Genomic DNA, 25974 nt, shown 5'->3' on the forward strand with positions numbered 1-25974 from the left:
TTTTTCCTGTTTGGCAGGAACAATTTTATCACTTAATAGCGTTACAAAAAGTATGGTATGGTAACAAAAAACGGCTTGTTTGTAACAAATAAGCCTGTTAATGCCCTTTTTTAGGAAACTGATAGCTTAAACACAATTCGTGGGTTGCACCAATCGGCGAAGGATTTCTGTTTGGCCCCGGTTCATAAGCATAGCCAGTTTTAAAATGCTGGCTAATTTTGAAGCCTCCATAAAATGCCGGACCATATTCAAAGCGATAAATGCCTCCAGCCCAGAAGCGCTCTTTCAGGTACAGGGTTAACATCGTTTCCATTTTTCCCTGGTAGGTAGGAACAGTCTTAAAGATGGCCCGTGGTTCAACTATCGCCTGTCCAAAAGAAAACCGGTAAGCCGTCGAAAAGATAAATTGCCTGCGATTAACTTCGACTATTGTACCAGCCCATTTTCTTTGACTGATAAGTGCGGGCGCTGAGATCCCAAAATCAAATTCTTCCCTTCTGTAAGAAATGCCAATATCTCCCTGGAGCAAACTCCTGTTGTGATCAGCGTTGAATAGCACCTGGTCATCTAAATCGGTAGCATTCAATTTCGAAGTACTCACTGATAATGTAGAAATGCCAGCACTAATTCCCAAACTTAAAGTCGATTGTTGATCCAAAGGCAAATGGTATGCAAAAATCAGATCAGCATCTGTGTTACCGATCAGACCTAACTTCTCGCTTGAAAGTCTTGCCCCAATAGCCATGTTTTTAGCCAGAGGCATTCCTGCAGTGATCAAAGCCGAGGATAGAGACCGGTCTGCACCCGCCCATTGCATACGGGATAAACCTATAATTTCAGCTTTATTTCCTGCACCTGCAAACGCAGGGTTATACAAAAAAGGACTATAATAGGCATGATTAAAAGAGGTTTGCTGCTGCGAGTAAGCTTGAATGCCAAAAAGCATCACCGTCAATAATATTAATTGTTTTTTCATTGTTATCTGATTAAAGTGATGTTTCCTGTTTTAAGGAGATGTTCGTTATCACTGATAGAATAGAAATAGATACCTGTAGGTGCAACTGTTCCGTTGAAAGTACCATCCCATTTCTCAGAGCGATCGGAACTAAATACCTGGGCACCTTGCCTATTAAATACCCTGATCTTGAGGGGTGGATATTGTTCCACATTTTCGATTACCCAAAAATCATTTTTCCCGTCTCCGTTTGGTGAAATAAAATTCCTGGGGTTGAGGGCTAATTTCTCAGCGGTAACAACCTGATCTTCTTCAACAGCAATATGAATCTGTTGGGATGAAACTACCTGGTTATCTTCGGCAATAGCTTTGGCCGTGATCTGATAATTACCTTTTTTAACTTTAGGCCATAAATAAACATAGGGCAATTTGGTTACTTCTGCTATTTTATCCGCAGACTGATAAAACTCTACCCGGCTGATTTTCACATTGCTATTGATAGTGGCCTCGATCGGAATATCGGCTCCTGTTTTGAACCTGGCGTTGGTAAACGGGCTGGTTACCCATATATTCATTTGTACCGGCTCATTTGACCGGATAAACAGCCCTTTTCTGAGTTTAATAAAACCTTTTAAATTAGTGGAATCAAGAAGCTTGGTCAATCCCTGATCAATTACTTCATTGCTATCTAAAGTTATATTGGTTAGATTTTTGAGAAAAGCTACAGTATTCTGTCCAATACTATACTGTGCGCCGGTTCCGTTAGGAACACTTAAGCCTGTTCTATAAAATTTATTTTCCTTTATCTTAACATTGCTTGCAGAGGAAATAACGAGATTGACACCATTGATATCTTCAAGCGTATTACCTTCAATAAGAATGTTATCAAAAACACCCGCGGGAGAAAGATCATAACCGGCTCCATCAGCTATTGAAATCGAACCTGCCTGATTACTCCAGGGAGCCGGGTTGAAAAATCCTGTTGAACGGATCGTATTATTTCTGATGATGAGGTTGGAAATCTTAGCCACTCCGGCACCTATCTCCGTATTTACTGTTACCCCACTATGTCCGGTATCAATGATATTATTTTCTATTAATCCATGGCCTGCTTTAATGAGTACTCTTCCCGAGCTTCGAAAATTATTGTTGCGTAATACAAAATGCTCACAGCGCCGGTCTGTTGAATATAATTTGGCTCCTACAGCCCATGGAGAAGCCCTATCCAAAGTAACATTTGAACCGGACTTTGCCGTAACTACAGCAAAATCTGCATTAAGAGCAGTCCGCAATGTATCGCCCACTACCAAAGTACTACGCGACAGGTTGAGTGTGTTTCCTGATACCGTATTTACCACATATTCACCATCCCAGGTTACACTCCAGGTATCATCACCAGCATCTTTCACTTCGCAGTTTTCTACTGTAGGGCCTACACGCATGAGTTTGTGTTGAATGGCATCCCATGAGGCCGACAACAAACGTTCCTGCACAGCGCCCGCAGGCATTGGCCCCGGCACTACTTTACAACTGTCCAATATAGTTCCGCCCGCACCACCAACTTCAAAAATCCCAAAGCCCGGTGCCGAGAATACGGTCACATTTTGTAATTTAATCCCTCCACGGTTATCGCCCAGCACAATTGCATTTTCTCCACCTGTTTCATTTGCAGTACTTAAACTGGCCATATCTCCTACAACTGCTATTCCGGGCAGAGCCGGTTGACTAACCCGAACAATAGAATCTCCGGTTATGGCGGCTGTGGATCCCCAAAGGAAGACGTTACCTTTTTTCCTGAAACGGGTTACAGGATCCACAATATCTATTCGGCTATATGCTTTAACGTCATATCCTTTATGAATTTTAATATCGACATAACCTTGTCCCGTGGCCACAATATCGCCCTGGGTAAACGTTAAAGGATTATAGTCTATTTTTAGTCCTTGCAGGGTTAGGTTGCTGCAGTCTGATATACTTATTGCACGCTTTTTAATGCCACAAACCATGTTCACGCCATCGGCAATAATTTTCAGGTTGTTCACGCCGTTGAGCGCAATAAATTCATTACCAGGAAGTGTTCCGGTATAGGTTCCAGGTGGAATGGTTAAAGTTGTTGCTTGATTTTCTACGGCTTCATAAATCAGCTCTTTTAAACGGGCATTGGAAAAAGGTGGATTTGCCGGAGTATTATCCGGGCAGAGCACATTAATATCTGCCTTTGTAAGCGCACGATTGTAAAAACGCATATCGGCAATAGCCATTTTTACCATATAATTCCCAATTTCCGGCGCGTATTGAGGAACCGTATTGATACTTAAATCAGCATCATTGTTAACCGGGGTAAGGGCTAAAACCTTTCCGTTTACATACAGCTTCAGGCCAGTTTTTCGATCGCCAACCCCATCAAATACCAAGGCGAGGTGGAGCCACTGGCCTTGTGGATGGTCTGTATTGTTCAGTGTGGCAATACTTCTGTTTTTCCAACCATTTCCGCTGGTATTGGCAGCGTTCTCAAACTCGATCTGATGACCTTTCAAGTCAATTTCAAACCGACCGCCTGGCTGGCTGTCATTGCCATAGGCAAATAAAATACGCCCGGTATTATCATCTGATCCGGAATCAATCTTAACCCAGGCACAAAATGTTCTTGCAGCAGATCCCGCAGCACCCAGCCATGAGTTACCTGTTGCATTTGATAGCATTACTCCACCATCTCTCCCTGTTGGAAAATAAACAGCACTCATACTACTACCGTTTATTTGTTCTACACTCCATTGAAAATTGGTTCCAAAAGCTTGTTGTTGCCCGGCCTTAACCGCTGCAATGTGCCTGTTGCTACCAGAATAATCCTTCAGATAGGTATCGCCTGTCTGATAATCGAATTTGTACCACGCCTCCAGATTGGAGCTAATATCTTGCGCCCGGGAGGGCAAAAAGAATCCTGTCAATCCTGTAAACAGGATGAGCCTGAAATAAATAGATCTCATAATTTAAATTTGGTTAGTTTGTATTTTGATGATAATTGTGCTTAGCCGTTTCAATTTAAATATTCGCAAACACGCTTACAATAATGCCTTTGCTGAGCGTACCTGACGAACAGTATGCTTCCGTTGTTTACCTGTCTTCCAACCACGGTATTTCCATCTCCCGTAAAGACATAAGCATAAGTTTTCAATAGCGTAATAAATCACGTAAAGTTTTTCCATGCTGATCAGTTTTAGTAGAAGTAGGAATGATAATTATCGATTCCTACCTTTTTTAATTTCATTTAGCGCCGATACCATTTCACTCAGCCTATCGGGCTCTTCCCGGCTCAAATTGTATTTTTCTGAAGGATCCTTAAGCAGATTATAGAGTTCTTTTCCTTCTTCTACATATTTCCATTCTCCTTTTATAAGGGATAGGCTGTTATTCATTGCATGCCCTACGAAAACATTGCGACCTGGTTTATTGGCATTCATCAGTGCAGGAAGTACATCAAAACTATCAGGAGCATTCCCTGCTGGGATTTTAACCCCGGAAAGTTTGGCTAATGAAGCAATCAGGTCGATCTGGCTGACCAAACTTGCTGAAGTTCCGGGTTTAACGCTGGCAGGCCAGTGCACAATAAACGGAATACGCGTTCCTCCTTCATATGGACTATATTTGCCGCCACGGAATGGGCCTGCAGCAGCATGACCAATCGATTGAGCTATTGCATCATCTTCGTAACCATCTGCCAGAACTGGTCCGTTATCACTGCTGAAGATGATCATGGTGTTGTGCATTAAACCTTTTTTCTTTAAATGCGCTACCAGTTCACCAACCGTCCAATCAAGCTGTAAAATGGCATCTCCGCGTAGCCCCATACCGCTTTTGCCGATAAATCTACTGTTAGGAGATCGGGGAACATGGATGTCGTGCGTAGCAAAATAAAGGAAGAATGGTTTGGTAGATTCCTGATCAATAAATCCAAAAGCCTTGTTCTTTAAAGTCTCTGCGATATCTTCATCCTTCCATCTCGCCTGTTTTCCGCCCGTCATGAAGCCGATCCTGCTGATGCTATCAACAATTGTTTTATTGTGGTGATCGTTCGCTTTGATTTTAAGCATTTCAGGGTTTTCATATCCAGTTGGATCATTGCCAACTTTACCATGATAGCTAACTTGAATAGGATCCAGAGGATCATGCCCTACTACACGGTGGTTTTCTACAAATACGCAGGGCACCCGGTCGGCTGTTGCAGGGATAATAAAACTATAATCAAAGCCGATCTCCAAAGGGCCGGGTTTGAGGTCAGCATTCCAGTCCGGTCCAGCTTTTCCACCAAGTCCCAGATGCCATTTGCCTACTACTGCCGTTCGATAACCTGCCTGCTTTAACATACCGGGCAAAGTTGTTGCTCCCTCTCCGATAATTAATGGTGCATTTCCTTCTAAAATCCCTGTCCCCTCCTGTCTCCAGGCATATTTCCCCGTTAACATAGAAAATCTGGAGGGTGTGCAGGTAGAAGATGTAGCATGCGCATTGGTAAACTGCAAACCTCCTTTAGCCAGTGCATCGATATGTGGCGTGGCAATTCTTTTTGCGCCATAACAGCTTAAATCGCCATAACCAAGGTCATCTGCATATATGATAATAATATTGGGTGTTTTCTTTTGCGCAGTAGCGGCCTGAATGCCACTTAGGCACATCAGCAACAATAGTACGATGCGTATGAATTTATTATTTGTCATTGAAATTTTTTTGATCATAATTAACCCCTTCTACTGTTACATTCGAGCAGTTTTCGATTACAAAACGTGGATCTGTTGAAAATCTGGAGGTATATTGACTGCTTTCCTGGATATCGTTATCCCGGAATACCAGTCCATCCACACAGTACATATTTAATATTCGGGGGTCGAAAATGCGGAACGTGTTATTTGAAATTGAAATATTTTTATGGTACCGGCTTTTTGTCCGCACTTCTTTCGCAATCCCCGATCCTACTTGTATGCAAGCATTTCCCCAAACACCATAATTGCAATTGTCGAAAACATTATTGCGGATCACTACGTCGTTTACTCCAGATTGCTCAAACCAAAAACTTGCGTCTCCCTCAAAAAGAATGGCCGCTCCGGGAACATGAAAAGTATTATTTTCCACAACAGTTTTTCCGCTGGAGTTTAAAAGTATACCTCTGGCCCGATTGCCCCGAATTATACAGTTCCTGATCAGCACTTCAGGATAATCTCCGGCATTGGCAATTACGTCGCCTACTTTAGTCTGCGCTGGAATGGCTTCTTTAAAAAAAACTTTGGTAAATTGTTTATTAAGGACTTCTGCCTGCTTAACATTCCGGGTTCCATATCTAGTGATACTTGGGCCATCTACAAACTCTACCGACAGATTAGGCTTTAAGTACTGAAAACCATATTGTTGACGATGCACCAGCTCTACTTCGATCTCAAAAGGAGAAACAATTTTACTGATGCGGCTGTAGATGCCATGGATATTGGTAGCATCGTCTTTCTGATTTTCAAAAAGACAGTTTTCCAGAACAATCTTACCCGAACAATTGGAAAAATGAGTGGCATCTGCTGTAATGCTCACTATTCTTCCACTACCAGGTGATGGCGTAACCCGAACTTTGTTCAGAAAAATATCACGGCTGTTTTGGGCTACAACACCCATACCACCGCAATGAAAAATATCTACGCTATCGAAATGAATATCAGAACTTTCGGAGATATTGAAGGCAGGTACCAAACGAAAAGCCGAAGCAAATACCATAACATTTCCGGGTTTACCGGTTATTTTATTGGATTGAAGCCTGACCACTCCGGGCCGGATCTGCTGAACGGGAACATTCGCACCTACCCAAAGATCATTAGCCATAAAAGCTGTCTCCTTTTTAACAGGATCAAACTCCAGCAAATCACTCCAAGGATAAACCACACCTAAACTATCGGTAAATAATAGTGTGTGATGGTCAATTTTATAAGGAAATTTGCTGCTAAATACTACAGTTATCCCGGTTTTATCTTCCGAAAGAATCCTGGCCTCACTGTGGAAGGTGCGGACATAATCTATCGAAAAATTCTTAAACAGAATATGATGGGTATCCTGAAGCAGAAAAGGACTTAAAAAACCACTGAGTATAAATCTGGAACCCTGGCCATCAATTTCCAGATTTTCCATTCCGGAAAGATCAAATACAAAGCGCTTCAGGCCTTCGTCGTTATTACTCATGAAGACGTATTTTTCTATAGCCAGGTCGCGCTTAAAATGATAGGATCCTTTAGGAAAAACCAATTTAGACGCCTTAACCTGCCGGCAATAATCTATGGCCGCTTTAACCATTGGCGTAGCATCGTCTGCGCGCTGGTATCGTGCGAAACTGACAATGTTGACCACTACCTCTGCACCCTTAGCTGCAGAGATAGTTAAACTTACGAGCAAAATGGCCAACATACCCTTAATGAAAAATTTCATAGGTACTGGTTTTAGTGTTTAATGTCTTTTTTGCTTCTCAATTCCATAATGTCCTGATCTCTGCTGGTAATTTCCAGTTCTAAGCGTTTGATCTTATCCTGTAAGTCTTTCACCTTTCCATCTTCACCCTTAATTCTTTCTACACTTAACGGAGTGGGGTTTGTTTCTATATTTTTTGCCTTAACAATTGTCGTTGCAGCAGGGCTAAAAAGCAGCGGAAGATCAGCTTTAACAGAAGTTAAGCTAATCTCATCGGCCTTAAGGCCCTCTGCATAAGCTTTGATCCTGATCTCACCAGGCTGGGTTGTGGATCTGATGAATACTGTAGCCGTTCCGAACTGTGTTTTCATCGGGTTTGCCTGATTTTTTTCGCTACCGATAATTTCGCCTTCTCCTGTTATCTCAAAATGGATTTCCTCTGAGGCTAAAACTTTGGGCACGCCATTATTATCTACTATTGTTGCCCTTACAGGTATAAAATCAGAACCATCAGCATACAGCCCCATTCCGGCGCTATCAATTTCCAGCTTTACCCCTGTTGTCCGTTCCGGATACTTTTTAACCGACCGGACCACTACTTTACCACCGATAAGTCCTTCCGCTACCATATTAATATCTTTGGTACGATTTCTCCAGTTCGAACTGATTTCGTGAAAACTGAAAACATTTTTAAAGGTGAATGGTGCGTGTGGCATATTTTTCATCGCACTATCTGGTTTGGCTGTAGCGATTACTTTGCCAAGCCAGGTTAGCCTCACCTCTTCACAATTACTAAAAACGGTAATATCCTTTCCTGAAACCTGGCTTAGCTCATGTGCAATGTAAACCATTGGCCCGGTCTTAATTCCCGGGAGTTTGAAACCGGGATCATACTGGCTTTTGAACAGGTAAAAAGAGTATCTTGGCATTCGGAAAACATCGAGTAAACCGCCTAAAAACGGATCTGGATGATAACCCCTCTGGTGATCAATACCGGCCCAAAGTGCCGCTCCAATTCTTTTTGGAGGCGTATCAAATATGCCATTTAAGCCCCGGGCCCTTATACCAGCCTGGTTAAGCATCGGCAACTCTCCCCATTCCCGTTTCACACGCGTCATGGCATTCTGCGAATAGAAATTATCCACCTCACCCCCATCGCCATATTCGCGGGTAAATGAATTTTTGGCTTCCTCCATGCCTCCGTGATAGTAAAAATCAAATCCTGCTTTTTTGGCCTCATCTACGTCAGCTGCAGTGAATGCGCCCGGAAACGGAAATTCCTGATGAACAATTTCATGCAATCCCTTCATTACCGAGGCCGGTTGCCAGGGGGTTTCATTAATGGCGGTTTCCCATAATAAGAGTGCTGCCCGATTACGATCTCTCCTAACCAGATTATGGGTGTCTTCTCTTAAAAATTTTTCAAAGCGAGCATCTTTTTCATTGTAAAACTGCCAGCCAGGGTTAGCCGAGGTTACCAAAAGCCCAAGCTCATCGCAAGCATCCATAAAAGCTGGATCTAAGGGATAATGTGCCGCGCGAACAATTGTATTTCCCGATTCACGCAATAACCTGGCGTCGCGGTATTGTCCGGTATTAGGCAATGCATTACCAACATAGGCATAATCCTGATGTCTGTTAACCCCTGAGAGTTTATGTCCGATATATTTTTTGTTGACAAAAAAACCGTCATTTCCCCGCATTTCGAATAAACGGATGCCAAAGCGTGTTCTGTAGCTATCTATTACTTTTCCATTTTGGATAACCTCTGTTTTAATAAAGTGGAGATAGGGATCGTCGGGATGCCATAAATGTACATCACCAGTTTTTAACTGTTGACTGATCTGACCGGAAGCCCCTGCAGCCAGTGCTAAGGGTGCGGTTTTGGTTAACAATACTTTGCCAGAGGCATCCTCTAAAGTTGAGCATATGCTTAATTTGGCATCAACCTTACTGCTGTTACACACTTCTGTCCTCACTTCCAGGTCTGCACGTTCTCCATTCACATCTTTAACGGCAACAAATACGCCGCCGCCCGCAACAGTGTGGCTAAGTTCTGGCAGGCTAATGTATAAATCTGGTGTCTGTATCAGATAAACATCTCTGTAAATCCCACCCAGATAAGCAAAATCAAGGTTATCCTGTGGTTTTCCCGGAGGGTAAGACTCGTCGTTAGAATTGTCAGCCAACACTGCAATCACCTGATCTTCATCTGGACGGAGGGTAGAATTATCTATCTCTATTGCAAAAGGAAGATATCCGCCAAAGTGTTCAGCCAACTTTTTACCATTCAGGTAAACCTGGGCCTTCCCCATTACGCCTTCGAAATAAATAAAACTTTTGCTTGTTTTTGCCGGAACTTTAAATGTTTTACGGTACCATGCCGGTCCCTGATAGTTCCGCATGCCACTGGCATTTTCCGGAAGTATCTCCAATCCATGAGGAAGCGATACCTGTTCCCAGGCTGCATCGTTAAATTCTTTTCGCTCTGCACCGGTAACATTGCCCTTATGGAAACGCCAGCCGGGATTAAAATTGTAAACCTTTCTCGGACTGGAAGGTTCGGGATAGAATCCCGCCACTGAAAAATTCTGCTTGGTAACCTGGTGTTGTTGCCCTTTTACGGTGGTGGTTAGGCAAAGCGATAAACTCATGCTTAACGACATCATTAATCGGCGGCAAACCGTTTTGTGGTGTTTCATTGTGTATTTGGTTAGATTTTTAAATTTTAGTTTAATCTGTTCCCCGGAAATCAGAGATGCAATTTTATCGCGATATTTCCATTTTCAAGATTGCCCACGTAACAAAAAAAAGCAGTTACGTAACAATACCGCATTCCCAGTTTATTAATAGAAGAGAATTGGCTAGAATTGTATACCAAATCATCCCTTTTATGAGACCTGTTTTATTGTGCATCCTCTGTTTACTGTCCTTTTTCGGTAAAGGCGCTGAATATTGCGATATCAGTTTTTCTCAAAACTATATTTTCAGATACCTATCCGTTAACAATGGACTGTCGCAAAACTCCATTACCGCCATCATGCAAGATCGAAAGGGATTTATGTGGATAGGGACATATGATGGATTAAACCGTTTTGATGGTTTCGCAGTTCAAACCAAGCGTCATATTTCGGGTAACAGCAACAGTCTTTCTGATAACCGGATCTTAAGTTTACATGAAACCGTTAATGGCATGATATTGATTGGTACTGATGGAGATGGAATTAATCTCCTAGATCCACAAGTAGACAGTATCAGGCACCTTGAGGTAAACAAAAATGATATACTCCGTAACACTGTTCAAACGATCACGAGCGATAAATATGGAAATATCTGGGCGGGGACAACCAGAGGGCTCGCCATCATCAATCCAGGGGGTAAAATATTTTTCATTGAGCGCTTGAAAAACTGTAATATCAAATCCTTAATAACCGACCACCAAGGCGACATATGGGCCGCAACCAACCAAGGGCTGTTTCATATCCTACTGCAGGGATCGAAAACATTGAGAAATATTACATTAACTTCAGTAGTTCAGAACAGATGGATATCAGCAGTTATTGAAGATCGAAATAGAAATATCTGGGCAGCTACAGGTCATGATGTTTTGAAGATCAGTAATAACACGATCAGCTACCAGTACAGTCTTCCTGCATTAGCAGAAGCTACTGGCATTAAGCAGGATTTAGAAGGAAATTTATGGCTCAGCAGCAAAAATAGTGGCATTTTCAGGCTAAAATTAAATAATCATACTGAAGTTCAGTCTATAGATCAATATGCCACAAATAAGGCTTTCTGCAACATTGCAGAAAATTCGGCAAATACCTTATTTATTGATCGTTCTAATACATTATGGGTAGGTACTTATCAAAAAGGGATCAATTATACCGACCTTTCTTCTAAAAAATTCTATTCTTTCCTTCCCCTGATGGAGAACCGGGAAGGAATTTTCGGTTATCAGGGAAAATACATTTCAACAATTGCAGAAACCCCAAATGACTTATGGATTGGAACCTTTAATGAGGGGCTTTACATTTATGATAAATGCAACAAAAAACTGCAGTCGTATAGGTCGGAAATCGGCTCTACCTCGATCTGCGCCATTGAACAGGCCAAAAATGGCACCATCTGGATTGGGGGGAGCGATGGCTTGTATCAGGTTACGAATGCCGGATCGAGCGGTAAAAAACAGATATCGACGATAAAAATTGGTTTTGTTGCCCGTTCCATCTGTGAAGATAAAGCAGGAAATCTATGGATCGCCAGTTTCACAGGTATCCATATTTATAGCCCCTCTACGAGGACTTTCAAAACCATTACAACTGCAAATGGCATTTCTTCCAACGCGGTATACGTGGTTTATTACGACCCCCTTTCGGATATGGTATGGGCTGGAACCATTGGAGGCGGTCTTAATGCTATTCGTTCTACTCCTGGTGGCAGTTACAAAATAGCGGTGTACAAACATAAGCCTAATGGTACGGCCTCCCTGAGTAGCAACCACGTCTGGTCTATTTATAAAGATCAAAAGAATACACTTTGGGTGGGTACTGATGCAGGTTTAAATGCATTAAAATTAAGCAACAAGGCCGAAATATCGGACTATAAAACCATATCTGGTGCAATGCTTAGTGACCGTAAAATTATGGCCATCCTGGAAGACAAAGCCGGAAATCTCTGGTTAAGCAGTAGCCAGGGACTTTTTAGGTATAATATCCAATCGGGCGCTACCAAGCGATATACTTTTCAGGATGGGCTACAGAGCAATACCCTCAATGAAGCAGCCTTCCAGAATCAGTATGGGGTGATGTATTTTGGTGGCATCAATGGACTCAATTACTTTAAACCAGCCAACATCAGAAACAATCCATTTGAGGCCAGTCCGGTATTTACAGAGCTGAGGATATCTAATCAGCCAGTTGGAATCGGGCAGAAAGTAAACGATAAAGTAATCCTTGCAAAAGATATTAACTACACTTCAAATATCACGTTAACCTATCGGCACCGTGACTTTGCCATTGGTTTCTCATCCTTACATTTCGCCTCTCCGGAAAGCAACCTATTCCGTTATAAATTAGATGGTTACGACAAACATTGGATTACCAGTGATAACAATCAGCGTTTGGCGGCCTATGCCAACCTTGACCCTGGCAGATACCGTTTTCTGCTTCAATCATCTAATAACGATGGTTCATTTTCTAGTCACATCAGCACCATCATTATCGATATTACACCTGCACCCTGGGCCAGCTGGTGGGCTAAAACTTTGTATGTATTACTTTTCTTACTGGCAGGTGCCTTCCTGGTGAATTACTCTATTACCAAAAACAGACTTCGTACGGAAATATTTCAGGAAAAACTGGAAAAAGAAAAGGTGACAGAGCTTAATGAGATTAAACTAAATTTCTTTACCACCATCACCCACGAAATCAGAACTCCTTTAAATCTTATTATCAGCCCATTACAAGATTTATTAGGGGTTGCAAACGTATATGATCACTATACCAAAATGAGGCTCAAAATCATCTACCGCAACTCCATGAAGCTTTTTACACTAATCAATCAGGTGCTGGATTTGAGAAAGATATCATCTGAGTCTGAAAAATTAGTCATCAGAGAGGCTGACCTGGTTAAAACAATCCTAAATGTAAAAGAATCATTCGATTGGCAGGCAGGACAGCATAATATTCGTTTAGATTTCGATAGCCCGCGCACAATTAAAGCGTGGTTTGATCAGGATAAGATTGAAAAGATTATTTTTAACCTCCTCTCCAATGCATTTAAATACACCCCATCCGGGGGTAAAATTGCGGTTAGCCTTGAAGCCGATGCCAAACAAGCGACTATCACTGTTCAGGATACCGGAATCGGGATTCAGCAGGAGGAACGAGACCGCATTTTCGAAATGTACTATCAAAGCACAGCACATTTTAATTCAGGCACAGGAATAGGGCTTTCTCTATCTAAAAAGCTGGTAGAAATGCATTATGGTGAAATCAGCCTGGTTAGCGATGGCAATAGTGGTTCGAAATTTACAGTTGTCTTTCCCATCGCACGCGAGGGTTTTCAAGCAGAAGATATCCGTGAGATCATGGAACCTGCAAAGGAGGATGACACACCATCTGAGCCGGAACATATCCATATATCTAAAAAGACCGTGTTGATCATCGAAGATAATGAAGACCAGCGTGCTTATCTGAGGGAATGTTTAACTGCTCACTTCCATGTACTCGATGCGGCAAACGGAGCTGAAGGAGTAGAAACAGCACAGAAAATGCTTCCCGACATCATTATCACCGATCTGATGATGCCAGCAATGGATGGAATGGATGTATGCCGAAAAGTTAAATCCAATGCCAAAACAGCCCATATCCCTGTGATTGTGCATAGCATTAACAATACCGGACAGAGCGTAAAAAATGCACTTTTAGCTGGCGCAGATGATTTTATTGCAAAGCCTTATGACTATGCTATGCTAACGCTTAAGATTAATAATATTTTGCGTTCTAAAAATCAGCTCTTACTGAATATGCATAAACAAACGTTGAGCAGTCCTGCTGAAGTCAGTATTCCTTCTGTTGATAAAGAACTGCTGGAAAAAATAGTAAGCTACGTAGAACAGAATATGGCCGATAACCAGTTGAGTGTAGAAAAAATTGCCGATCATATTGGTATGAGCAGGATGAACCTGCACCGGCGGCTACATGCTATCCTGGGCAAAACCGCATCAGAATTTATCAGGGAAATCAGGATCAAACGCGCTGGTCAGCTTTTGGCGACTGGCTCTAAAAGAATATCGGAGGTAATGTTCGAAATCGGAATATCCAGCAATGCCCATTTTAATAAATATTTCAAGGAAATGTATGGAATAGCTCCGAAAGAATACATTAAACAAGCCAGTAATACCACAAATGAAAGTTAAACAACTTTATAAAGCAATTGCGATCATGATTGTGCTTGTTGCTATGGTAAATACTCATATTTCCGCTCAAAAAATATACCTAAGAGACTGGGGAATAAAACCTGGCAGCGGAGAAAATATAGGGCCACTCCTGCGTAAGATTATGGATAAGTATAGAAACCGCAGCGGAATAAAACTCATATTCGAGCCTGGCAGATATGATTTTCGCCCCGTTTTGATAGAAAATAACGAGTATAATGCTAACGGTCTGGAGATTATCGGTATGCGGAATTTTTCGGTCAGAGGAAATGGTGCAACATTTGTATATCATGGAAAAATGCGCCCCTTTCTCATCAAAAATAGCCAGGGGGTGAATCTGGAAAAATTCAGTATCGACTGGGATCGTCCGCTTATCTCACAAGGTGATATTGTATCGATTACTGATGACTACCTCGACTTAAAGATAGACACAGTACAATACCCTTTTACCATGGATAATGGGGTGTTAACTTTTATTGGCGAAGGTTGGAAAAGCCAGCTGAGTTCCGCTTTTCATAACCTACATACCCTCTACGATCGCGGCCGGAAAGAAATTCTCTACCGAACAAGAGACAATCCATTGGGGAATATTTTTTTTGGAAAGTCAGAAATAAAAGCCCCGGGCATTATCAGATTTTACGGTCATCCAGCACAGCAGGTTCCCATCGGAACATACGTCACCCTTTACCATGGCAGATACCTTACCCCCGGCATCGAAATCTCTCATACTAAGGATACAAAAATTGAAGATGTTACCATCTATCATGCGTTAAGTCATGGGATTTTAGCAGAAAGAAGCGAAAACATAGCGGTACTCAGATCCAGCATGACCGTTAATGAGCAGAAAGGCCGGGTATTCAGCATAGTTGCTGATGCATCCCATTTTACCAATTGTAAGGGGAAAATATTGGTTGATGGCTGCAACCATAGTGGCATGGGTGATGACTTTATCAATGTGCACGGCATTTACACCAGGGTATTGAAACGTTTAAATAACAAAACAATTGAAGTTGCAGCCTCCGGCCGTTCTTCATTCCGTTTAGGTGCTATTGGTGATGAATTTTACTTTGTTGACAGCCTTACCATGAAACGCGATGCATATGCGCGATTATTGAAAATAGACACAATTAGAAAAACCCGTACTATAACTTCCTATTTGCTGAGCTTTAACCGAAACATTCCAGAAAGCATTGATAAGGGCCATTACCTCGAAAACCGGACCTGGACGGCAAGTCTGGAGTTGAAAAACTGCAAGATCCTGAAAAAACACCGTGCCAGAGGGATTTTAGTAACCACCCCCAAAAATGTTGTTATCGAAAAGAATTATTTCAATACTGCCGGAGCTGCCATTTTGATTGAAGGAGACTTAAACTTTTGGTTCGAATCTGGCGCTAACCGCAGAGTAACCATTAAAGACAATATTTTTGAGAACTGTCTTAGCTCTGGTCCAGAATGGGGCGAGGCTGTAATCACCATCACCCCATCCATCAAACGGTTGGGATCGTCGCCCTACCACGAGAACATCAGGATAGAAAATAATGTATTTAAACATTTTGATTCGGCTATCCTATTCGCCAGATCAGTAAAAAACCTCAGCTTTAAAAACAATCAGCTTTTTAAAACGGCCGGTTACCTTCCATTTTCAAAACATCCCACTTTTTACTTTGATGGCTGTGAGGCGATATCCATTCGAAACAATAAGCGGGCTAATACTTTTACCACAGCAGATGTAACCTTCCAAAATATGCCAGAAAAAAACTTAAAAACGGATTGGAGATAATAACTACTGGTCTAGGCATGGTTAAGTTTACTACACTGCAGCATAATTATTTAGCGTGTGTCAAGCAAATATTGACAGATTGAGCAACATTTTGGCTTTGAAAACCTTCTGAAATTAAAGGTAAACTGGAGTTAATAAACTTACTGAAATTTGTTTTTACTTTAAAAAATCAAGTACTATAGTATGAAATGTTTCAGGGCTTTCGTAGTTGAACAGATGCCCCACATTCGGTATAACCTGTAAGGTTGAACCAGGTATCCCGTCTGCAATTATTTTGGCATCAGCGAGTTGGGCAAAGACATCGTACTCTCCGGTGATGATCAAAGGCTTTGCGGTTATCTTTTTTAATTCCGGAATAATATTAAACGATCTCTGTGCAAAATATTGATTTCTCCAGGCGTAAAGCGGTTGTTGTTCAGGGTCGTTTTCGTCAAAGCGCAGGAAGATTTCGTTTTCGGGATTTGAAAGAAAATTGTTAGAAAACAACCATGGCGCTATTAAATCAAACATTTGTTTTGTGGTGATTCCCTTTTCGTAAACATCAAGAACTGCATCTACGTATAGGCGGATCTGTGTATTGAGGGTTGCACACGATGCGGCAATAATTAGCTTTCTAACCTTATCAGGATAATTTACGGCAAACTGAAGGGCGATATTGCCGCCCATGGAAAAACCAAGAATGTGAGATTGGGGGATATTTAAACCTTCCATTAAACCGTTAAGATCATCAGCAAACATATCCATGCTATAAGCCTGACCAGGTGCTTCTGTCCTCCCAATTCCCCTTGTATCAAAAATGATCACCTGATAATGGGCAGAAAAATATTTAAGGCTGTCTTGCCAGAAAGTCCGGTCGCCGCCAAGACCGCTAATGAGAATTAATGGATCTCCATTTCCGTGTATTTCATAATAAATTTGAATCCCGTTTGATTGTAGGTGTGGCATTAGTATTTCGATTTAATGATGTTAAAGTTTTTTAGATATCGTTAATGGTCCTTTAAATATTTCTTTTTTCCATTTTGCCGTACAGCCATCGGGAACGGTCAGTGTCATTACCCGATCTGCGATATCAACAACAATGGTTCCCTGAGGTGTTGGAACTGCGGCAGATACCCAAGAGAGCTTACCCAAGTCTGGATTAATTTCAAAGTTCTTCCACCCGTCTGTTGACGGATGCAGGCCAAGGATAATGTAGGGCAATACTGCTGCTGGTCCTGAACTCCAGGCATGGCAAAGGCTTTTTCCAAATGGCCGGCCATAAAAGGAATACATTTCATCTTTCTTTTCGTCAGCACTATAGGCTTCCCAAAAAGTTGTGGTCCCCGGCTGGGAAAGCATTCCGCCCCAGATTTCCGTGACTGAATGAAGTGCTGGCTCCATCTTTCCCGTCCTGGCAAGAGCAAGTGCTTCAAAGCCACTCATATATGGAGTTCCCACTGCGGCTACTTTTTTATTCAATAGGATACCAGCTATTTTTTCGTAATCTTCCGGGCCGGAAAGTCCTGAAACTACCGCTAAGATATTGGCATGGCGCGAGGGGTCCTTCGGCTGATAAATATCATCCATCCAACTGCCCTGCTTTTCGTTCCAGCCGTATTGAAATAACTTTTTCTTTAGCGAACCGGAAGTTGCCTCCCATGCCCGGGCGGTATGCTCATCTCCCACACGTCTGGCCAGATCAGCATAACTCTGCTGCGCCCACCACCATAACACCTGTAGGGACGAATTTTTATTTACCTTAACCCAATCAATAAAAAGCCATTTGGTATTTTTAACATCGATGAACCCAAGGCTATCGCACTTTGCAGCCAGAATTTCCATGGTTTCTTTGATGCGCGGCCATTGTCTTTTTAAATGTTCAGAATCTTTATAGTAAAGCTGATACTGCCTTTCTGAAATTAACCACCATAGATCGTAATCAATTATCCCGTTAATATCCTGTTTTTTTATGCCTGCCCTGTTCAGTACAGTTAAACTATTTTTAACAGGTGTTGCATCTCCAAAAGTATAGGCATTGACCATCATGCTCATCGCGAGGTCCCCGGCCCAGGGCAGGCGGTCGCGTTTGATGCCATCGACCAAAAAATCGTTCATGCATAAACGCAGGGTGTAGGCGCTGTTCATCCAGATTCTGTTCAACAACGAATCTGAACAGGCAAAGGCACCATGATAGCGGGCGGAGTGAAAAAGGGCCCCGGCATAAACAGATTTTACCGTGCCAGCTGTAACCTTTAGGTATCTAAAAGCCAATGGTACTTTTGACCGCCATTTTCCATTAGAAAGCGAAATAAGCTCCATTGTCTGTTCTAATGACTTGTCGGTAACATGCTGGTTGGCTTCCATGAGGGACTCACCTACAGCTATAACTGGTTTTGATCCCGACTCGAGGTACACGTAGGCCAAAAGTTCCCTCCCAAAATCAGATACACCCGCCTGGATTTTTATGGGCTTTACTTTGGTTTCAGCCACCTGGCTTTTGTGGGGAAAAATTCCATCCTTTAATTGCGCAAACTGCTCCGGTGCCTGCAATTTTTCTGCTCCCGCTTTCCATTTCCAGCCAGATTTACTGGTATTAAAAGGACCATCCTTAATCAAAAGGCATGGTGGTTCTTCATCTGTACTAAGCTCCAGTTCTATTTGTGTGACCAGGGTCTCACTTGCCAATATCACTTTCTGACCGCCATCGCTGGTCTTTTCGAGGCTGGTTTCGTTGCCATTAATCCTTATTTTAGCAGCAGCATTTGTGTAGAACGCTAGAACGCCGAGCGGAACAGGAGTTTCTGCCTGATATATAAAAGTAGCCTTTGTATAAGGCCGATGATATTCACCAGGGTAGCCAACTTTCAGTTTAGCTTCAACAACATCCTTCCGCATTTTATCCAGACGGTAACACTGAAGCTCCGAATAACCGTAAATCCAGTTTGTCCCTTTTATTACCTGGCTTAAGGGAAAGGTCACCTCTGATTTATAGGCGGGATCGATAATATATTTTTTGGAAAGCTGATGTGCCCTGCTTTGCGCATTAATATTCAGCGCAAAAGTTAGTAGCACTCCAGTTGCATATAAGGTTTTATACATTTTTTTTATTGTCATACATTAATTCATTTTACAGAGGGATCATATTCCCCGGAGCTTTGTAAACTGGTTGCTCAGTTCCAGCCGTAAAAGGTTTTCATAATTTAATTCATCTCTACCAGGAGCTATATCTGGGTTACAAAGTAGATCAACAGCACTATAAAAATAAAAAGATCAGTAAAAAGTGCGAACGATTCATTCATACCGGCCGGACGCTTTAGCAAGTGCTGAAATCCCGCTATACCATAGTAGATCCCGCTGGCAAAGGCACTCACTACACGCCAATCGGGAAAGAAAAAAGAAAACATCGCAGTTAAACCAAAACAGCTATTGGCAAATCCAAGCTCCCTGATTACAGGGAAACTTTCCTCTGTTTTAAATTTGAAGATTTCCCTGGCGGTAAAGGCCGGATCGATTGTCTGTTTCATCCCAGCAATGAATAACCTCATCCCTACCGCCCAGAAAATAAACCAATTCGAAAGCATGGCAAAAGTAGGCTGGACATTCTCCACGAAATACATTTCGAGCACTACCGACAGCAGAGGCATGATAAAAGTCAGCAACGATACGATTATGATGTAAGAATAAGTCTTCAATTTTTCCATTAATTGTTTAATTTAAGTTATAGATCACTTTTAATAACTGATTAAAGTTTGTCAACACTTCTGGCGCTAAAATTTTCTTCAGATCAAAGTATAGCACCAGCGGATCTTTTAGCTCCAAAATATTCGTTCTATGCTAGTTATCTTTCTTTGCTGTGTTAAATACATATTTACCTGCCTGCACTTCCAGTATTGCGTACCCATCCTGGGATCCGGTGCGTTTAGCAAAAGTTGAGGAACTTTTTACCTTGTAGCCGTTTGAATCAGGAATGAAGACCGTTGCAGTGCAGTTTGGAGGAACCGTGATTTCTATTGCGATGCTTCCGTTATTTCTTTTCCACTGGCTTTTTATTGTTCCTACATGGGTTTCTAAGCTGGCTTTTGCCCATTTAATCCTGGCATCCTGAACTACCGGCGGTCGGATAACAAAATGCCTGAAGCCTTTGCTGTCAACCGGTTTGTGGATACCGGATAGTCCGTCCAGATACCATGCGCCCGGATAAAGAAATGAACTGTGTAATAGCGAATGGCCGGGTAAGTCCTTTTCCCACATTTCCCAAAGGGAAGTAGCTCCATTGGCTTTCATATATCCCCAGCTTGGGTAATCGGTTCGGGAGGTCATGGCATAAATGAGATCATCCCGTCCTTCATTTCGTAATAATTTAAAGAGCAATGCGCCACCTGTGATTCCTACATGGATATGCCTGTTGCGTACCACCATAATTTCTTTCTCCAACCGCTGCATTACCGATTTTCTAAGTGCTTGTGGCGGGATTTCTGCAAGAAGTGCAACCGCCAGATTACCCATCGACTGATCGGCATAACTATTGTCAGCAGGGTTGAAATATTTAGCATGTATGGCTTTAGCTGAGTGCTCAGCCTGCTCCTCCCAACGAATGGCATCCTGTGTCTGATTCAAAACCCGTGCTATTTTTGCTGCAGTACGCAAATTATAAACCCGGTAGGCATTGTTGAAACAGATATTCTGTGGCTTGTCGTTATTCATGCCTTCAGCAGTAGCATTCGGCCAGAGCCAGTCGCCCAAAAAATCCCATCCTCCACCGAACCTCACCAACAGATCATCTTTGGTATGGCTATCTAAAAAGGCCAGCCAGTTTTTCATCAGATGATAATTCTTTTCCAATACCCTCATATCTCCTTCCTGCTGATACATTAGCCAGGGTAATACAACAACGATTCCCCCCCAGCCTGGCCCGCCACCGCCTTGATAAGTCGGCGCGGTATGTGGAAGTATACCATAATCTGCTGAACCACCATAATTGAGTTCATCCATAGATTTCGTACCCTGTACATCACGCCAATCTTCCATCCATTTGGTGTAAAAGGCGCCCAGGCGATAATTGTACATACCAGTTTCAGAGGTAGCGTGTGCATCACCTCCATAACCCAGCCGTTCGCGTTGTGGACAATCCACAACGTATCCACCCAGCGAAAGATTTTCAAAATTCCATCGTGTAGTTTCATAGATCCAGTTTTGCAAGCTATCTGAACATGAAAAAGACGATGCAGACCGGTAATCTGTATTCACTACCCACCCTTTAATATCAGTGAGTTTTAGTTTTTTCTTAAGTCCTTTTATCGTGATCCAGCGGCCAGCGCTGTAATTGAACCGGTTTTTAAAAGTGCCCGAACCACTTTTCCCAATGATAAAGCTATTGTTGATATTAAAGGTTATTTCTTCATTTTCCCGTTCAGAAAATAACATATCTATGCGTTGTCCGGGCGTTGCGGTAAGTTTGACTGACGTCCATCCTGCAAAATTCACTCCCATATCTACCCTGAACGAGCCATCCTTTCTGCTTTCGATGGCGACGGGTTTTATGATATGCGTTAACCGGTTGCTTTCAACCATCTGAGCCGTTAGCATCAATCGTGGCCTAAAAACAAGTGCCTCCTGCCAATCACGCTCATTACAGGCTGTGGTATTCCAGTTATCATTAGCCTCCCGGTCGTCCCAAAGTTCACCTCCCATGTGTCCAAATGACCAGTTTCCCAGCAACATGTTTGGACTTGGATGTGTTTTCCAGGTTTTATCTGTCTGGAGCTGCATGATCAGGTTTCGGTTGGCATCATAAAGGTCAGCCTGCGCGATAACGATAGGTGCAAGTGGTTTGTCTTTCGTAGCATAAGAACTAAAAACTGACCAGGAGGTACCTAGCCATAGCGCAATAACATTCTTTCCTACAACAAGATCCGCACTGATATCGTAGGCAATATATCTTGCCCTTTTTGAATGATCGGTTACCGCTGGGGAAAGTACTGCATCGCCAATTTTCCTGCCGTTAACATACAGTTCGTGATAGCCCACAGATGCAATGAACATTTGCGCCCTTGATGGCCTTTCCTTTAACTCGAACGTTTTCCGCATCCAGGGATCGGGCAAATTGCTGCTGCTTTTCAGTTCAGTAAGGTTTGATGCACCTATCCACCTGGCTTTCCAATCTTCCGGTTGGAAAAGTCCGGTACTCCAATGAGCTATTGAACTCCAGGCAGAAGCATGATTATTTTCATCTCTCACACCTACTTTCCAGAAATAAGTACGATCGGTACCTAAGGCTTTACCCTTGTAAACAATTTGTTGTGTTTCGTCCGAATCTATCCATCCCGAATCCCAAACCTCCGCCTTTCCTGGTGCAAGATCCTCCCTGGATTCACTCACCAAAATCCGGTATCCGGTTTGGCGCTGTCCATGCCCTTCAGCGTTTGTTGCCTGTAACATCCAGCCCAATCGCGGCTGCAGTTCATCTATTCCTTCCGGATTGATCCGATATTCGCAAAGCAGCTGCGCTATCTTCAGACTGCTCTGTGCCTGTGAGGAGTAGGAAAAGAAAATAAACAGAAAAAATAAAATCAATTTTGGGATATACTTTTGCGCATTCCCATGCTGCGATCCCTTGGTTATTGTACTCGTGATTAATGCTAAATCAAAAAGTTGTTGATCCTCAGTTGAGGCAGATAACCGGGTTCCAGAGAAGTTCATAAGCAACTGTTTTCAGAATTTTAATGTCATAATAATCGGAAAGTAAAACAGTCGGAATAATTGATTGCCTGACGCTCCAAGGAACATTTACGAAATGATATAAGGTTAGAATAAAACAAAATTAGCTTAACGGCTTTTCAAACTGTCATGGACTGTCCTGTTCTGATATCATCACCACAATTGCTAATTGTAGACTAATTCATCTTCAATTACTGTAGAATCGTGATACGTCTGATACTTAGGTGTCGAATACTGCAGAACGAGATCATTTTGATGTTACAACAGAGAATCATTTTGTTACAAATGAGTATAAACATCTAAAAGCTCTATGTTTTACCAACTTATTCTAAGATCAAAATACCAATTTTAAATAACAGAGTAAACAAAATAAACAGCAGATTTAGTGGTTGAACAAAGTTTCCGGATGAAATCCTTACTTCTTTGATTAGATGATATTATTACTTAAACATTAAGATAATTTTCTATCTTAAGTGCGAATATCATTTGTATGAAAAACATTATCCTCTCCATTTTATTTTCAATCATTTACTTTCAGAACTTTGCACAAAATGTTAAAGGAAAAGTACTTGCATTATCGAATCAGGATCCTATAGCATATGCTACCGTTAAGCTTAAGTTAGGTGAAAAAGTTACCCTTACTAATGAACGAGGGGAATTTAGCTTAGAAATTGATAACAAATTTCCTCTCGATACGCTTGTAATTTCAAATATTGGTTTCTTTACCGAGCAGATTGCCGTTAACAAACTCCCAAAAAATGGAATTATCACCTTAAAAGAGAATGAAGCAACATTAAAAGAAATTGGGATTAGCGGTGGCAAAAAGAAGTTCAAAATGTTAAACGAGTTTGCTTATTCCACAGCGCGTTATTCCATAGAGAAAGATACGGCACAAAGCTTTGTAAGTTCTAAATTCCCCATTGCCAAAACTTTCACAGCTGATGTTGACAGTTTTAAGTTAGAATCTATTCATGTTGGGCGATATGTTGAATCTATAATTCCAACTGCGAAGCTATTGACTTTCAAAGGTCAAATTGTCGATCATCCGACACGATTATTATTCTATGATTTGAAGAAATATACACGTAGAGCAATATTCAACCTCTATATCGTCTATCCAACCGCTGCTGGAAAACCTTCTCCACTTTCACAGGCAGTTAAAATCCCCGTAGATATTAATAACCAGCAAAGTGATGTAGAAATAGATCTGCGTAGTTATAATATAAGGCCTAAACAACGCGATTTTTATATCGCGATAGAATGGCTGACTATTTTGCCTAACCAAAACTACAGTTTAGGCGTGCGTAACAGACCAAATATTTACCGGCAATTTGCATGGCCTACAGCAAAAAACGATAAAAACAATGGTGACAAGGCCATTGCCTTAGTTTACGAATTAGGTTATGAACCTTTTGTAGTGATGTACAATACAAAACTTGAAAACTCAACGCAAAAGTATGCATGGATACAAAATACATGGGTAGCAATAGAGCCAGATGCTGCTGCAAAAAAAGACGAAGAAATTGCGCTTTCCGCCAAAATATCATACTACCAATAATGAGAAAATTATTTTTAATGTACTGTTTAATTGGCCATTGCTTTTGGGCAAATGCACAACAACAATGGATGAGTGCAACGGTCGACATCAAAGATGCCAAATCAGGCAGATTTATCGCTATGGGTATGGCTGCTCATTATCGCGCCAGCAAATGTTATGCTATAGAAAATGGAAAGCTTAATTTGCTTTACAACAAACAAACTTTACTCGACACGTTATTTATTGATGTGCAAGGATATGCTAAATATAAAATTACATATGCAGATTTAATACATCAGGGTAAAGCTTTACTACAATCCTTACCCAAACTTTTGGATATACAATTATCTGCCCTCAAAAAAAACGAAAGTCTTAATGATTATGACAACCAGGCCATTTTTCATTGGATTGGTTTGCCAATGGAAGACAAACCTTTTCGTTACTTACAGGTAGGTCAAATATTTTATAATAATTATGCCGGGGCCAAGCTGAACAAAATCAGATTAAACCAAATGTTATTGGACTTACCAACTCAAAATATTTATGAGGATGGTTCTATCAGCGCTGATAGTGCGACTTATGCGCGATATCCAAGTTCAACTATCTTTATGGATGAAGATAAGGACTATATGAAGAGTTATTCACCCAGTTTTTTACAATCCAATAAATTCAACTTGCGTATTTACCAATTGGATAGCAACAATCAACCTATTGTAGAGCTTTGCACCACTCCTATTTTAATTGATCGCGAACCACCGGTAGAGAACATGCACATCAATTTATCTAAGTACAAAATTATATTACCACAAGGCAAATTTATGATTGCTGTAGAATGGGTACCCACACAGCGAAACCACAGTTATATTAATTTTGTCAAAGCAATTTTTCCAATGAGCCAATGCCTTCGCCCTTTTATAGGGGTAAGCGAGAAAAAAGGCGACAAACTAAATGTAATGGCTCTTGATTATGCTGGTAACTGGAAACCTTTCGATTATCTTTCTCCCTATTATACAGATTTGGCAATGGAATGCGACCTTAGCTATTGATGAATGTAACTATTAACTGTTATCATTTAACTTATTATGTTTTTGCTGGTGTAGATGCGGTTTTCACGGCAGACCAAGAGGCTGATAGCTAAAACCTGCAATTACCATGATACTTGTGGGTTTTGTATTTAAATAGCTTAAAGGTAGATCACATCACACAACGCTCATCGAAAATTACCGAAGGTATTAAAGAAAACGATCTGAGACCGACTACCTTAAGGCCCGTTGCGGAAAGCACAATTTCAAACCATACATCGCAATTGAGGTACAATTCAAAAGGTGAATCTGCAATCCATAAATCTATTTCCTGATCGTTCACATCGGTGATAGTTGCCAGACCCGAATAGCGGTTTATGGCCGATATTTTACCAAGGCGCATCATAAGTATAAAACCCACCCTATATGGATGGTCTCCGCGCCAACGCCATGACCGGTACTTCCGGCATGGTGCAGCATTTTTTTTGAATACATATATTAGGATAGACTTTCCATTTTAATATTTCCATCAGGCTTCCGGCTTTAATACCCGGAGGTATCATCAATAGCCGGCCAGTCGTTCAGGAAATCAATTTCTGAAGCAAACAT

At 41.6% G+C, this 25974-nt stretch carries 14 protein-coding genes; 4 read left to right on the forward strand and 10 right to left on the reverse strand.

What is annotated here, in order from left to right; translation table 11 throughout:
• Positions 1-97: 97 nt before the first annotated feature.
• The 5 genes from AC04QZ_RS06185 to AC04QZ_RS06205 form a co-directional block, all read right to left on the reverse strand.
• The gene (locus AC04QZ_RS06185) at positions 98-976 is read right to left on the reverse strand and encodes a PorP/SprF family type IX secretion system membrane protein (RefSeq protein ID WP_478357018.1); all 879 of its coding nucleotides are present in this window, start codon (positions 974-976) and stop codon (positions 98-100) included.
• 2 nt (positions 977-978) lie between these two features.
• Positions 979-3942, reverse strand: coding sequence for a T9SS type B sorting domain-containing protein (locus AC04QZ_RS06190; RefSeq protein ID WP_478357019.1), 2964 nt, complete (start codon positions 3940-3942; stop codon positions 979-981).
• Between the two features lie 252 nt (positions 3943-4194).
• The gene (locus AC04QZ_RS06195; RefSeq protein ID WP_478357020.1) at positions 4195-5670 is read right to left on the reverse strand and encodes a sulfatase family protein; all 1476 of its coding nucleotides are present in this window, start codon (positions 5668-5670) and stop codon (positions 4195-4197) included.
• Entirely contained in the window at positions 5660-7411 is a 1752-nt protein-coding gene (locus tag AC04QZ_RS06200; RefSeq protein WP_478357021.1) for a right-handed parallel beta-helix repeat-containing protein, read from the reverse strand. Before AC04QZ_RS06200 ends, AC04QZ_RS06195 begins: the two co-directional genes overlap by 11 nt.
• An 11-nt stretch (positions 7412-7422) precedes the next feature.
• The gene (locus AC04QZ_RS06205) at positions 7423-10092 is read right to left on the reverse strand and encodes a glycoside hydrolase family 2 protein (RefSeq protein WP_478357022.1); all 2670 of its coding nucleotides are present in this window, start codon (positions 10090-10092) and stop codon (positions 7423-7425) included.
• 191 nt (positions 10093-10283) lie between these two features.
• Between AC04QZ_RS06205 and AC04QZ_RS06210 the strand changes: the two genes are divergently transcribed.
• Together AC04QZ_RS06210 and AC04QZ_RS06215 are read left to right on the forward strand one after the other, a co-directional pair.
• A complete protein-coding gene (locus tag AC04QZ_RS06210) occupies positions 10284-14312 on the forward strand; it encodes a hybrid sensor histidine kinase/response regulator transcription factor (protein ID WP_478357023.1) in 4029 nt (1342 codons plus the stop codon).
• The gene (locus tag AC04QZ_RS06215) at positions 14302-16110 is read left to right on the forward strand and encodes a right-handed parallel beta-helix repeat-containing protein (RefSeq protein WP_478357024.1); all 1809 of its coding nucleotides are present in this window, start codon (positions 14302-14304) and stop codon (positions 16108-16110) included. The genes AC04QZ_RS06210 and AC04QZ_RS06215 overlap by 11 nt, the downstream gene beginning before the upstream one ends.
• Before the next feature lie 156 nt (positions 16111-16266).
• Here the strand turns inward: AC04QZ_RS06215 and AC04QZ_RS06220 are convergent, their stop codons facing one another.
• From AC04QZ_RS06220 to AC04QZ_RS06235, 4 genes are all read right to left on the reverse strand, one after another.
• Complete coding sequence (locus AC04QZ_RS06220) at positions 16267-17055, reverse strand: alpha/beta fold hydrolase (protein ID WP_478357025.1); 789 nt, start codon at positions 17053-17055, stop codon at positions 16267-16269.
• Between the two features lie 21 nt (positions 17056-17076).
• Entirely contained in the window at positions 17077-19203 is a 2127-nt protein-coding gene (locus AC04QZ_RS06225; RefSeq protein WP_478357026.1) for an alpha-L-rhamnosidase-related protein, read from the reverse strand.
• Between the two features lie 107 nt (positions 19204-19310).
• Positions 19311-19790, reverse strand: a complete 480-nt coding sequence (locus tag AC04QZ_RS06230; RefSeq protein ID WP_478357027.1) for a DUF6790 family protein — start codon at positions 19788-19790, stop codon at positions 19311-19313.
• A 133-nt stretch (positions 19791-19923) separates the two neighbouring features.
• On the reverse strand, positions 19924-22788 hold the full coding sequence (locus tag AC04QZ_RS06235; RefSeq protein ID WP_478357028.1) for a family 78 glycoside hydrolase catalytic domain: 2865 nt from the start codon (positions 22786-22788) through the stop codon (positions 19924-19926).
• Between the two features lie 508 nt (positions 22789-23296).
• On the opposite strand from AC04QZ_RS06235, the gene AC04QZ_RS06240 reads away from it, so the two are divergent.
• Both AC04QZ_RS06240 and AC04QZ_RS06245 read left to right on the forward strand, forming a co-directional pair.
• Positions 23297-24364, forward strand: a complete 1068-nt coding sequence (locus AC04QZ_RS06240; protein WP_478357029.1) for a carboxypeptidase-like regulatory domain-containing protein — start codon at positions 23297-23299, stop codon at positions 24362-24364.
• Positions 24364-25389: a hypothetical protein gene (locus AC04QZ_RS06245; protein WP_478357030.1), complete on the forward strand. Its 1026-nt coding sequence runs from the start codon at positions 24364-24366 to the stop codon at positions 25387-25389. The genes AC04QZ_RS06240 and AC04QZ_RS06245 overlap by 1 nt, the downstream gene beginning before the upstream one ends.
• Positions 25390-25537: 148 nt before the next feature.
• Here AC04QZ_RS06245 and AC04QZ_RS06250 read toward each other — a convergent pair whose 3' ends face one another.
• On the reverse strand, positions 25538-25771 hold the full coding sequence (locus AC04QZ_RS06250) for a hypothetical protein (RefSeq protein WP_478357031.1): 234 nt from the start codon (positions 25769-25771) through the stop codon (positions 25538-25540).
• Positions 25772-25974 lie beyond the last annotated feature (203 nt).

This window comes from Pedobacter folensis, assembly GCF_056490665.1.